Consider the following 12,768-nt stretch of genomic DNA (forward strand, 5'->3'; position numbering starts at 1 on the left):
CTGGGTCCGGTGCTCGATCGTGCCGGCGATCTCGCGGCTGCGGCCGTCGACCAGACGGTCGATATCGGCTTGCGCCCGCTCGAACAGGGCCTCCAGCTGCCCGCTGCGCGCCTCGAACACGTCGGCGAGCTGGTGCTCGCGCGCCTCCATCAGGCCGGCGATGGCCGGGCTCGCCTGCTCGATCACATTCTGCAGGGCCTGGGTCCGGTGCTCGATCGTCCCGGCGATCTCGCGGCTGCGGCCGTCGACCAGGCGGTCGATCTCCGCCTGGGCCCGCTCGAACAGGGCCCGCAGGTCCGCGAAGCGCGCGTCCAGCAGGTCGGCCATGTCGGTGGGGGCGGCGTCGAGGGTCTGGCGCAGGCCCTCGGTCCGGGTCGTGATCGTGTCGGCGAGTTCCTGGCCGCGCACCTCCACGAGGTCGCGCAGACCGGCCTGGGCCTCCTCGAACAGGGCGCGCAGGCGCTGCGTGCGGCTGTCGAGCGTCGCGGCGAGCTGGCGCTCGCGGGTCTCGACCAGAGCGGTGACGGCGGCGGGCGCCTCCTCCAGCATCGTCCGGAGGGCCTGGATCTTGGTGTCGACCGAGGCGGCGAAGCGGCCACCGCCGCCCTCCACCACCGCGTCGAGGGCGTTGTGGGCTTCCTCGAACAGGGTCCGCAGGCCCTGGGCGCGGGCATCCAGAGTCTCGGCGAGACGGTTGCCGCGGCCCTCGACCAGGTTCTCCAGGTGCCCGAGGCGCTCGTCGAACAGGCTGCCGAGCGCCTGCGTCCGGGAATCCAGGCTGCCGGCGGCGCTGCCGAAGGCCTCCTCGACGGCGGCGATCAGCGCGCGGCTGCGGGTATCCAGCGCCTCGTTGAGCGGGCCCATGCGGCCGTCCAGGGTGCTGGCCAAAGTGCCGGCATGGCCGTCCAGCATCACGCGGATCTGGTTGGTGCGGTCGTCGAGCAGGCCGTGGACCGAGCGCACGCCCTCGTCGAGCAGGCCGCTGATGTCGGCGGTGCGGCTCGACAGGGTGTGGCCCAGGCGGCCCTCGCCGGCCTCGAGCATGCGCTCGGCATCCGCGATGGTCTGCTGGAGCTTGGCCAGGACGCTCTCGCCGCGCTGGTCGATCAGCTCGGCCAGCGAGGTGCCGCCGCGGTCGAACAGGCGCGCCAGCTCGGTGATGCGGCCGCCGATCGCCCCGAACACGGTCCGGCCCTTCTCGTCGAGCTCGCTCGACATGGCGGCGATGCGCTCGTCGATCAGCTTCGCCAGCAGCTCCGAGCGCTCGGCGAAGGCCGCACGCACGGCCTCGGTGCGGGCGGAGAGGGCCGCGTCGGCGCTCTGGGCCCGCTCGTCGACCAGCTGGACGATCTCCTGGATGCGGCCCGACAGCGAGGCTTCGAGGACGCGCGTCGATTCCGCGACGGCGCCGGTGAGGGTGCCGATGCTGTCGGCCATCGCCTTGTCGATCCCGCCGGTCCGGTCGGTGATCGTGGCGACCAGGTCGCGGGTCCGGCCGGCCAGCTCCTCGTCGACCGCGCGGGTGCGCGCCTCGATCAGGCGGATCGCCTCGAAGGCCTGCACGCCGAAGCTCTCGTCCACCAGGCGGGCGCGCTCCTCCAGAGCGTTGGCGATCTCCTGCAGGCGGTTGATGACGCCGGCGTCGAAATGCTCCGCGCTGCCCGCGATGCGGCGGGCCATCTCGGCGGTGCGCCGGTCGATATCCTGGCCGAGCCCTTCGGCCCGGCCATCGAGCACCGCGACCAGGTTGCGGCTGCTCTCGTCCATGATGCGGGCCATCTCCCCGGTCCGGGCGGCCAGCGCCTCGTCCAGGGCCTTGCCGCGGGAGTCGATCCGGTTGTCGACATGGTCGACCAGGTTCGCCACGAGCTCGCCGATCTCGGCCGCGCGCTTGGCCGAGCGCTCCTCGAGCGTGCCGAGATGGGTCTCGACCAGGCTGCCGGCCTCGCGGGCGCGGGTCGCGATGGTCTCGGCCACGGCCTGGCCCTTGACGGTGATGAGGCGGTCCATCTCCTCCAGCCGCGCCCCGACGGTCTCGCCGAGATGGGCCGTGTCGCGGCCGATGCGGTCGGCCAGGATGTCGCCGCGGGCGATGGTCTCCTGCAGGGCGGCGAGGCGGCTGCCGAGCGTCTCGTCGATGGCCCGGACACGGCCGTCCGCCGTCTCGGCGAAGCTCGCGCCGGTCTGGCTGAGCGTGTCGGCGATGCGGGCGCCCTGGCTCGCCACCGCGAGCACGATGTCGCGGCCGGTGCCGCTGATCCGGGTCTGGGTCTCCTCGGCGTGGCTGGCCAGGAGCTCGGCGACGCCCTTGCCGTGCGCGCCGAAGGCCGCCTCCATCTCGCCGATGCGGGCGGCGAGGTCGTCCGAGATGGCGCGGGCGGCCTGCGATAGGCTGCCGGTGGCATCGCTGGTGCGGGCCGACAGCTCGCGGTTGAGGTCGTCCAGGGCGGCGCGCAGGGCAGTCACCGCCGCGGAACCGCGCTCGCCGAACTCGGTGCCGGCGCGGTCGGCGGCGTCGCGGAAGCGGGCGAGCAGGCTCGCGGTCTCGGCCTCGACGGCGCTGGTCACCTCGGCCGAGCCGTGGCGCAGGGTCTGGAGGGTATCGACCAGGCGGGCGGATGCGTCGCGGGTATGGGCCTCGACCTCGCCGGTGACCGCGCTGGCGGAGCCGCGCAGGGACTGGACGGCGGCGGCGGCCCCGGCCTCGAAGCCGTGGCCCAGTGCCGAGAAGGCGGTTTCCAAGGTCTGGGTGGCGGCCTGGGTCCGGTCGGTGATATGGCCGCCGGCCCGCTCGGCCGCGGCCTCGACGCGGGTCTCGAGATCCGAGGCCTGCACCGTCACGGTGTCGTGCAGGCGCGCGGCGATCCCGTCCATCCGCTCGGCCAGGGCGTTGCCGCGCTCCGAGATCGTCTCGGCGATCCGCTCGGCGGTGCCGATCAACTCGTCGCGCACCGTGCCGGCTTGGTTGGTCAGCGTCTCGCCGACGCCGCCCATGGCGAGCGCGAGGGCGGCCTGCGCGTCGCGGCCGCGGCTCTCGATCGCCTCGGCGACGGAGAGGCCGGCATTCTCGATCTCGCTGCGCAGCGCCAGGCCGCGGCCGGCGATGTCCTGCGTGAGCGCGGCGCCCGTCTCGGCAAAGCGCGCTGTGATCTGGGTCCCCATCGCGCCGAAGCGCTCCGTCAGCTCGGAGCCCCGCGACAGGAAGGCGTTCTCGAGGCCGATGACCGAGCGCTCGAAGCTCTCGCGCACGACGCCGCCCTGGCGCTCCAGGGTCTCGCTGACGCGCAGGCCGGTCTCGGCCAGGCTCTGGGCGACGGAGGCGGTGCTCTCGGCGATCCGCCCGGTGAGGGCATTCCCGGTCGCCTCAAAGGCGCCGCTCACGTCGCGGGCGCGGGTCTCGAAGGCCCGCGTCAGGGTCTCGCCGACCTCCAGGAGGCTGCCGCGCACGCTCTCGCTGGTGTTCGCCAGGCTCTCGATCAGCTCGTCGCCGCGCCCGGTCATCAGGTTGACGACCCGGTCGCCCGCGTCGCCCAGGGAGGCCGTGATGGCGGCGCCGCGGGCGTCGAGCGCCCCGGTCACGCGCTCGCCGGCTCCGGTCAGCGCCATGACGATCCGCTCGGACGCGCCCTCCAGCTCCTGGCTCAGGCTCTGGTGCGAGCCGGTGATCGCACCGCGCACCCGCTCGGCGTTGGTGACGATGGATTCGCGCTGGGCGACCAGTTCCTCGACCAGGGAGCGGATGCGGATCTCGTTGTCGGAATAGGCCCGCTCCAGGGTGGCGATCTCGCCGCGGACCAGGGTCTCCAGCTCGCCGGCCCGGGCGAGCGCACGCTCGACACCGTCGCCGACCGCGGCGACTTCCCGGCGCACGGTCTGCGACATGGTCAGGACGGCATCGGTGGAGAAGCTTTCGGGCTCGGCCAGGCGCACCGCGACCTCGCCGACCGCGCGGGCGACGAGGCGCATCTCCTGGGCCCGGGCCGCCAGCATGGCGGCGATCACGAACAGGACGACCGGGCCGAGCAGGGCGGCAGCGCCCACCGTCGCCTGGAGGGCGGTGAGGCCCGAGACGACGCCGCGCAGGTCGCCGCCGGATTGCAGCCAGGCGACCAGAACCAGGCCGGCGATCCAGGCGAGGCCGGCCAGGAGGGCGAAAATATAGGGCTTGGGCGAGGACCGCACCCGCAGGGTCTGCTGCAGGATGCCGATGTTGCGCCGGTCGTCATTCGCCACCAGCGAGCGGTCGGGCGGCAGCAGCCCGCCCTCGCGGCGCGGGCGCTCGCGGCCGGGCGGGGGCAGGTCGGAAGCCAGCGGCGGGTCGAGGTCGAGGCGCGGCGGCGTCTGGCGGCCGGCCGGATCGAGGGCGCCGTCGAGCAGGGGATCGGCATCCCCGACATCGGGCAGGCGCGGCTCGGCGCGGCTCTCGGTGCCGGTCGGCGTCAGGGCGTCGAGGTTCAGCGCCTGCTCGATCGCAGAGAGCGCGGCCTCGGCCGGGTCCTTCAGCTTCTTCTCGGTCGCCATTCAACGCCTCGTCACACGGGTTTCACCGGCACCTGGGGAGGCTGATGCCAGAGACGCAACTTCCCGTTTACCATTACAGGATTAGACGCGGACACCGATTGCCGATACCCGAGCCGCCGGCCGACCCCAGAAACCGTTACTGGTATGGTTACTGGCGCCGCTGCCTTCCGGCCCCACCATCTTGGCGCAGATGAGGGGCCCTGCGCGATCCCCGTCCAGCGAATCGGGGGGTGAATCATGGGGATCGGTTCGGCAACCCCCAGAAGATTGCGGATTCCGGGAGTGCGAGCATGCTGGCCATCGACCGTGCGGAGCTCGATGCGCAGACCGGCGGAGACGCGGAGCTGGCTCATGAGGTGCTGGCGCTGTTCGCCGGGCAATGCCGATCGATCCTGCCCCGGCTCACCGACCCGGCCCTGCCGGCCCCCCAGCGCGCCGACCTCGCCCACACCCTGAAGGGATCGGCCGCCGGCGTCGGCGCCACGCGGGTCCGGGCCTGCGCGGACGCCGTCGAGGCACAGCTGCGCGCCGGTGCCGAGCCGGCCGCGCTCGACGCGCTCGTTCAGGCCGTCGCGGCGGCGCTGGCCGAGATCGAGCCCGCGCAGTGAGCTGACGCCCTCGCCGAACGGGTATCCCCTCGGGTATCCCCTTGGGCGACGCACGCTCTAAATCCGGGGCGCGCGTTCCGACCGAGCGCGCCGATGCGGCGATCGATCCGGAACGGACCGCCGCCGCCGCGCTTGCATTCCACGGCCTCAGCCGCCAAGCAGTCACCCCGCCCGTCGAAGCGAGGCCGCTCGACGCGAGCCCGGAGCCGAGCATGCCCAAGATCACTTACGTCGACCACGCCGGGACGGAGAGGACCGTCGAAGGCAGCGTCGGCGCGACCGTGATGGAGACGGCGTTGCGCAACAACGTCCCGGGCATCGACGCGGAATGCGGCGGCGCCTGCGCCTGCGCCACCTGCCACGTCTACGTGGCCGACGATTGGATCGACGTCGTGGGCAAGGCCCAGGACATGGAGCAGGACATGCTCGATTTCGCCTCGGACGTGCGCGAGAATTCGCGCCTGTCCTGCCAGATCAAGATCGCGCCGAATCTCGACGGGCTGGTCGTCTCGACCCCGGCGCAGCAGGGGTAGCAGCCCTCACCGCACCAGCGCCCGGGCCGCCGCGTCGAGCCCGTCGAGGGTCAGGGGGAACATGCGGCCGCCCACGAGCCGCTGCACCATCCCGATCGACTGGGTGTAGCCCCAGTGGGTCTCCGGCACCGGGTTCAGCCACGCCGCCTTCGGAAAATGGTCGAGGAGCCGCTGCAGCCACACGGCGCCGGGCTCCTCGTTCCAATGCTCCACCGAGCCGCCCGGCGTGGCGATCTCGTAGGGGCTCATCGAGGCGTCGCCCACGAACACCACCCGGTAGTCGCTGCCATAGGTGCGGATCACCTCCGACAGCGGGGTCTTGGCCTCGTGCCGGCGGCGGTTCTCGGTCCAGACCGCCTCGTAGGGGCAGTTGTGGAAGTAGTAATGCGCGAGGTGCTTGAACTCCGAGCGCGCCGCTGAGAACAGCGCCTCCGCCTGCTCGATGTGCCAGTCCATCGAGCCGCCGACGTCCAGGAACAGCAGCACCTTGACCGCGTTGCGCCGCTCCGGCCGCAGCCGCACGTCGATATAGCCCTGGCGGGCGCTCTCGCGGATCGTGCCGTCGAGGTCGAGCTCCTCCGCCGCCCCGGTCCGGGCGAAGCGGCGCAGCCGGCGCAGCGCGATCCGCATGTTGCGCGCGCCGATCTCGCGGTCGTCGTCGAGATCCTTGAATTCGCGCTTGTCCCAGACCTTCACCGCGCGGAAGTTGCGGTTCCCGTCCTGGCCGATCCGGATGCCCTCGGGATTGTAACCATAGGCGCCGAACGGTGACGTCCCGCCCGTGCCGATCCACTTCGAGCCGCCCTGGTGGCGCTCCTTCTGCTCGGCCAGCCGCTGCTTGAGCGTCTCGAACAGCTTGTCCCAGCCGAGCGCCTGCAACTCGGCCTTCTCGGCCTCGGTCAGGTACTTCTCCGCGAGCTTGCGCAGCCACTCCTCGGGAATCGCCGTCGGCGCCACCGCCTCGCCGAGGGTCTCCAGCCCCTTGAACACGGTGCCGAACACCCGGTCGAACCGGTCGAGATGCGCCTCATCCTTCACCAGCGCCGTGCGCGACAGGAAGTAGAAGGCCTCGACGTCGTGCTCGGCCAAGCCCCGGTCGAGGGCGCCGAGCAGGGTCAGGTACTCCTTGAGGGAGACGGGAACCTTGGCATCCCGGAGGGCCGTGAAGAACTGCAGCAGCATCCCCGAAGAACGCGCCAGCAAAACGCCCGGGTCAAGCCCGGGCGAATCAGCCAAGTTCAGGCCGGGCCCGGCAGGACTTCTGGGCCTGTTCTGCGAGTCGTCGCCGATGGTCGACAAGATTCAGGCAGGGACAAAGGCCTAGTCCAGGGCCACCCGGAGAGTCTTCAGCGGGCGCGGAGACTCATAAGTTGGGCATAAGTCGCCGAATCTGTTGATATGTGCGCGGCCAAGCCTCGTGCAGTCACTGAAACCGTCACGGGAATCGCTCAACTCGGGGCATCAGGTGTGTTCAGCCGCGAGGACGCGTGCCGCACCAAGCGAAGCGAGGAGACCTGCAATGGCGGTCATCCTGCGGAATTTGACGGATTTCAAGCGGTTTCTCGGGAAGCCGGGTGCCACGATTCAACTGGTGCGCAACACCTTCATGGATCGCCAGCCCGAATCGACCCGGGAGGCCTACCGCGCCAAGGGCATGTACGCGCCGCGCGCCGTGCAGGCCCTGTCGCGCAAGGCCGCGGTGTTCACCCTGCGGGGTTTCCCCGGGACCGTGTGGCTGTACTGGGACAAGGGGGCGCGGGGCTGGCGCTTCTCGGGGGACACCGTGACCGTCCCCCTGGTCACCGGCCTCGGGCCGGCGGACGAGCTGGTCTACCGGTGCAGCTTCGCCGACGGTTTCGAGCCGGCGCCGCGCAACCGCGTGTCGCGGCAGCCCAAGCACGCCGAGGCCCATCTGGCCCCGGCCTGAATTGGCCGGCTCAGGCCCGATCAGGCCCGCTCACGCCTCTTGGCGCGCGGCCGCGGCCTCCTTCTTGGCCGGCGGCTTGCCGAGGGCTTTTCCGACCGTGCGCCGGGCGCGAAAAATCGGCTTGGCCTCGTTCTCGCGCTTCTTCAGAAGCGCGCGATACTCGTCCCGCCGCTCGTGGATCGACGCGATCACGAGGCCCATCGGCACGCCGACATCGACCAGCACCGCCTCCGACAATTGCAGGGAGGCCTCGATCGTCTCCGGCACCGCGTCGTCGACGCCGAGCTCGTACAGGGCCGAGGCGTGGCGGGCATCGCGCGCGCGGGCCACGATCGTCAGATCCGGCCGCTCCGCCCGGGCCGCCGCCACCGCCTGCTCGACCGCTCGCGGGTTGTCGAGCGTCACCACCAGGGCGCGCGCCGTGGCGATGTCGCAGCGGCGCAGGATCTCGGTGTTGCCGGAATCTCCGAAATAGACCGGCGCACCGGCGCGGCGCTGCTCGGCGACCCGCGCCGCATCGGAATCGAGGGCGAGGTAGGGGATCCCGTGGCGGTCCAGCATCTCGGCGACCTGGCGGCCGACGCGGCCGAAGCCCGCGATCACCACCCGGTTCTCGACCTTGTCGGGCAGCGGCTCCGACTTCATGGCGGCCAGGCCGGCGCTGGTGGCGCGGCGGCTCAGCCGGCGGCCCAGGGCCGCGAGCGCCGGGATCATGATCATCGTCACCGTGGTCACGATCAGGGCGGCCGCACCGACATCCTCCGGGACCAGCCCGGTGGCGACCGCGCCGCCGATCAGCACGAAGGCGAACTCGCCCCCCGGCCCGAGCAGCAGGGCCGCCTCCAGCGCCACCGGCCGGGAGATCTTGAGGGCCGGGGCCGCCATCATCACCACAGCGGCCTTGATCAGGACCAGGGCCAGCGACAGGCCGATGATCGCCCCGGGCGCCGCCATGAGCTGGGCCGGGTCCAGGTTCATGCCCACCGAGACGAAGAACACGCCGAGCAGCAGGCCCTTGAACGGGTCGATCGTCGCCTCGATCGCTCGGCGATACTCGGTCTCGGCGAGCAGCAGCCCGGCCACGAAGGCGCCCAGCGTCATCGACAGGCCGCTCGCCGCCGCCGTCAGCGCGGTGCCGACGATCACCAGCAGGCAGGCCGCCATGAACAGCTCGGTGGAGCGCGTCCGCGCCACGAGCTGGAACAGCGGGCGCAGGGCGAGGCGGCCGGCGACCACGATCAGCACCAGCGCGATGGCGGCCTGGCCCAGCGCCATGGCCAGCGCCCAGCCCTTGTCGCCCTCGTCGCCGCGGCCGAGGACCGCGATGGCGAACAGCACCGGGGCGACCGCGAGATCCTGGAACAGCAGGACCGCGAAGCTGGCGCGGCCGGAGGGGGCGTTGAGCCGCTTCTGCTCGGCCAGGACCGGCAGCACCACCGCGGTCGACGACAGGGCGAGCCCGATGCCGACGATCACCGCGCCGGCGAGCGGCACCTGCAGCCCGTACAGGATCGCCCCGAGGATCAGCGTCGAGCAGCCGACCTGCAGCGAGCCGAGGCCGAAGACGAGCCGGCGCAGGGTCCGCAGACGCTCCCACGACAGCTCGACCCCGATCATGAACATCAGGAAGATCACCCCGAACTCGGCCAGATGCGAGATCTCGGTGCGATTGCCGATGGTGAAGAGGTGGACGTAAGGATGCGTGTCGGCCAGCCGTCCGAGGCCGAAGGGGCCGAGCAAGGCTCCGGCGCCGATGAAGCCCAGCACCGGGGAGATCCGCAGGCGGTGGAACAACGGCACCACGATGCCTGCCGTCACGAGGAACAGGATCGCTTCCTTGTAGGAGCCGGCATGGACCTCTGGCATCGGCGGCGGATCGAACCTCCTGTTTCCGACCGGTGCGGAGGCCGATCACGGATGCGCGATCATGGGTCGACCCCGCCCCCTGAGCAACCGCTTTTGCGATCCGCAAGGCCGGCAAGGTGCGCTCGGACACAAGCCGGATACATACTTGAGGTGAGACATTTCCGCCACCCGGACGACGTTTGCCGACGATCCACCGGGGAATGGGTGCGGTGCGGCCCAAAATCGGCACAATGCCCGCATACACGCTGGAGTTAACCGGCAGTTAAGTTCGGCCCGGGCCGCGCCTTCGACGATACGACTGAGCCCACGACTGGACCCGATGGATGTGACGAGGCCGATGATCTCCATCAAGTCGATATTCTCTGGCCCCAAGGCGCCGCCGAGCCGCGACCTCGCGCGCGAGCGCCGCGAGTGGAAGCTCGAATCGGATCGGTGGCAGCACCAGCGTCACGTCGACCGTGGCTACCGGATCAAGTGGGGCTACGTCGCGATCGCCTACCTGGTCGAGTTCATGGTGATCGGCGCCTCGCTCTGGGGGGCCTGGCTGTTCGCGGGCGTCTACAGCGACGGCGACTGGCACGCCTTCTACTTCATGCTGCTGGCGCCCCTGGTCTACGCCGCCGTGGAGCTGTGCCGGGTGCCGCTCGGCATCCTGGCCCGGACCCAGCGCTCGCATTTCGTGCGCGGGCTCGCGGTGCTCGGCATCATCTTCGCGGCCGGGGTGACCACCAAGTCCGTGTCGCAGCTCGGCGAGATGATGTTCCACCCCCGCCTGATGGAGGCCGCCAGGACCAAGACCGCCCTGAAGGACGCCCAGGCCGACCGCGCCACCATCGGCGACCGCATCAAGGCGGCGGACGAGCGGGTGGCGCAGTACACCGCCGAGCTCGACCAGATCGAGAAGCGGTCCTCCGACAACGCCCAGCAGCTCGCCGGCCTCCCGGCCCAGCGCTGCGAGCGGGTGTTCGGCACCAACAGCAAGGGCCGCAAGTACCAGAACCTGAAATGCGTGGCCGATCCGCGCGTGGCCGCCCTGTCGGCGGGCGTCACCAAGGCGTCGGCCGACCGCGCCGCCCTGATCAAGAGCCTCGAGGAGGCCCGCAAGGCGCGCGCGACGCTCGATCCCGGCGCCGCCGACCGGCGCGTGGCCGATGCCGAGCAGGCCTACCGGAACGCGGTCAACCGCTCGCAGCTGCATTCCTTCACCGCGATGGTCTACGGCGTCGACCCGATCGACGTGACCGAGAGCCAGGTCCACGCCTTCCTGCGGATCTTCGTGTTCCTGCCGGCCGTCTGCGCCGCCTTCGCGTCGACCATCCTGGCGCTCTGCGCGGTCTCGACCCGCCGGACCTTCATGGATGAGGACGATCTCGGTGCCGCCGTGAACCCGGAGGCCGCGCCGTTCATGCTCGACGCGATCGCCGACGCGCTGCGCTCGAACCCCGAGCCGATCCTGCCCCGGGCGGCCAACGCCACGGGCGCGGTGATCCCGATGAACCGCCCGGCCCAGGGCCAGCAGAGCCTGCCCGGCCAGACCCTTCCGGGCCAGCAGACCCTACCTGCCGCGGGAGCCGGCGCATGAACTACGTCGCCGGCGGCACCCCTGAGAACGTCGCCCTCGCCCAGCAGGTGAATTCACGCCTGCGCGCGGATTCGAGCTACGTCGCGGCCCGGGCCTTCCTGTTCCGGGCGCTGGGCTTCGGCGCCTTCGCGTGCCTGGCCGGCATCGGCGTCGGGGCGGCGGCCTATGGCTGGGCGACCCTCAACCAGTTCGACACGGCCGCCGAGAAGATCGCCGCCGCCATGCAGGCCGCGCTCTCGGACGTGACCCTGAAGACCAAGGGCGAGGTCACCTTGACCGACAACACCCTCAAGCTCGAGGGCCTGCCCAAGCTCGGCGGCGGCACGCCGACCCCAACCAAGGCCCAGCTCGGCAGCGACGCCGCCCCGGCCTCGAAGGCCGCCGTGAACACCACCTTCACGGTGTTCAAGCAGGTGCCCTATCTCGACGGCCAGATCGTCACCGGCTGGAACTTTAAGGACAACGCCGACCAGCCCTACCAGCAGTACTGCTACTTCTCCCGCCGCTCCAACGAGTCGAAGGGTCAGGTCGAGATCAAGATCGACCTCGCCATGGACACCAAGACCCTGCCGCAGCCGCAGAAATCCGACGTGAACCTGGAGATCCTGGCCCGGAACTGCGTCTGGCACGAGAAGGGTTGAGGCGAACCCGGGAATGACCCGCGGATCCAATCCTCAGCCTCATCCTGAGATGCCGGAGCGCAGCGGAGGCCTCGAAGGAGACCTTCAGAACGCACCGCGATCCCTGGAGCCCTCCTTCGAGGCCCGCTGACGCGGGCACCTCAGGATGAGGGGGATGGATTGGAAACAGCGTCGCGCTTGCGGCACGCCGCCACCCCGCGCTACCCGTGACCCCAGGCCAGCCTCTCCGAGACCGCGATGCGATTTTCCGGAACCGAGTCCTACGTCGCGACCCCCGACCTGACCGCCGCGGTCAACGCCGCCGTGGTCCTGGAGCGTCCGCTCCTGGTCAAGGGCGAGCCCGGCACCGGCAAGACCGTGCTGGCCGAGGAGATCGCCAAGGGCCTGGGCGCGCCGCTCATCGTCTGGAACATCAAGTCGACCACCAAGGCCCAGCAGGGCCTCTACGAGTACGACGCGGTCTCGCGGCTGCGCGACTCGCAGCTCGGCGACCCAAAAGTCTCGGACATCGGCAACTACATCCGGCGCGGCAAGCTCTGGGAGGCGTTCACCGCCCCCGAGCGCCCGGTGCTGCTGATCGACGAGATCGACAAGGCCGATATCGAGTTCCCCAACGACCTCCTCACCGAGCTCGACCGGATGGAGTTCCACGTCTACGAGACCGGCGAGACCGTGGCGGCCGTGCGCCGGCCGATCGTGATCATCACGTCGAACAACGAGAAGGAGCTGCCGGACGCGTTCCTGCGCCGCTGCTTCTTCCACTACATCAAATTCCCCGACGCCGAGACGCTGATGCGCATCGTCGAGGTCCACTATCCGGGCATCAAGCACCGCCTGGTCGAGGAGGCCCTGCGGGTCTTCCTCGAGACCCGCGAGGTGCCCGGCCTGAAGAAGAAGCCCTCGACCTCGGAACTGCTGGACTGGCTCAAGCTCCTCGTCTCCGAGGATATTTCCCCCGAGACCCTGCGCGAGCGCGACGGCCGCAAGCTGATCCCGCCGCTGCACGGCGCGCTCCTGAAGAACGAGCAGGATGTCAGCCTGTTCGAGAAGCTCGCCTTCATGATGCGCCGGGAGCAGCGGGGCGGCTGAG

Annotated in this window: 8 protein-coding genes and 1 pseudogene; 6 read left to right on the top strand and 3 right to left on the bottom strand. The window is 70.9% G+C overall.

Translation table 11 applies throughout. From position 1 onward, the window contains the following. A pseudogene (locus WYO_RS25955) lies at nucleotides 1-4,521 on the bottom strand (hypothetical protein); the annotation flags it as partial. Nucleotides 4,522-4,811: 290 nt separating this feature from the next. Between WYO_RS25955 and WYO_RS25960 the strand changes: the two are divergent. Continuing rightward, on the top strand, nucleotides 4,812-5,129 hold the full coding sequence (locus WYO_RS25960) for an Hpt domain-containing protein (RefSeq protein ID WP_007568304.1): 318 nt from the start codon (nucleotides 4,812-4,814) through the stop codon (nucleotides 5,127-5,129). Nucleotides 5,130-5,341: 212 nt separating this feature from the next. Continuing rightward, the gene (locus tag WYO_RS25965) at nucleotides 5,342-5,662 is read left to right on the top strand and encodes a 2Fe-2S iron-sulfur cluster-binding protein (RefSeq protein ID WP_007568306.1); all 321 of its coding nucleotides are present in this window, start codon (nucleotides 5,342-5,344) and stop codon (nucleotides 5,660-5,662) included. Nucleotides 5,663-5,668: 6 nt separating this feature from the next. Here WYO_RS25965 and WYO_RS25970 read toward each other — a convergent pair whose 3' ends face one another. Then, nucleotides 5,669-6,844: a VWA domain-containing protein gene (locus WYO_RS25970; RefSeq protein WP_007568308.1), complete on the bottom strand. Its 1,176-nt coding sequence runs from the start codon at nucleotides 6,842-6,844 to the stop codon at nucleotides 5,669-5,671. Nucleotides 6,845-7,181: 337 nt separating this feature from the next. Here WYO_RS25970 and WYO_RS25975 point away from each other — a divergent pair, with 337 nt between their 5' ends. After that, complete coding sequence (locus tag WYO_RS25975) at nucleotides 7,182-7,589, top strand: hypothetical protein (RefSeq protein WP_007568309.1); 408 nt, start codon at nucleotides 7,182-7,184, stop codon at nucleotides 7,587-7,589. A gap of 30 nt (nucleotides 7,590-7,619) precedes the next feature. Here WYO_RS25975 and WYO_RS25980 read toward each other — a convergent pair whose 3' ends face one another. After that, entirely contained in the window at nucleotides 7,620-9,455 is a 1,836-nt protein-coding gene (locus WYO_RS25980) for a cation:proton antiporter (RefSeq protein WP_007568310.1), read from the bottom strand. Nucleotides 9,456-9,774: 319 nt separating this feature from the next. Here WYO_RS25980 and WYO_RS25985 point away from each other — a divergent pair, with 319 nt between their 5' ends. The 3 genes from WYO_RS25985 (at nucleotide 9,775) to WYO_RS25995 (ending at nucleotide 12,767) form a co-directional block, all read left to right on the top strand. Then, nucleotides 9,775-11,037, top strand: a complete 1,263-nt coding sequence (locus WYO_RS25985; protein WP_007568311.1) for a hypothetical protein — start codon at nucleotides 9,775-9,777, stop codon at nucleotides 11,035-11,037. Continuing rightward, nucleotides 11,034-11,678, top strand: coding sequence for a hypothetical protein (locus WYO_RS25990; RefSeq protein WP_007568312.1), 645 nt, complete (start codon nucleotides 11,034-11,036; stop codon nucleotides 11,676-11,678). Before WYO_RS25985 ends, WYO_RS25990 begins: the two co-directional genes overlap by 4 nt. A 237-nt stretch (nucleotides 11,679-11,915) precedes the next feature. Beyond that, nucleotides 11,916-12,767 carry a MoxR family ATPase gene (locus WYO_RS25995; RefSeq protein ID WP_007568313.1) on the top strand — a complete coding sequence of 284 codons (852 nt, stop codon included), beginning with the start codon at nucleotides 11,916-11,918 and terminating at the stop codon, nucleotides 12,765-12,767. Nucleotide 12,768 lies beyond the last annotated feature (1 nt).

Origin of the sequence: Methylobacterium sp. GXF4, assembly GCF_000272495.1 — a bacterium.
Lineage (GTDB): Bacteria > Pseudomonadota > Alphaproteobacteria > Rhizobiales > Beijerinckiaceae > Methylobacterium > Methylobacterium brachiatum.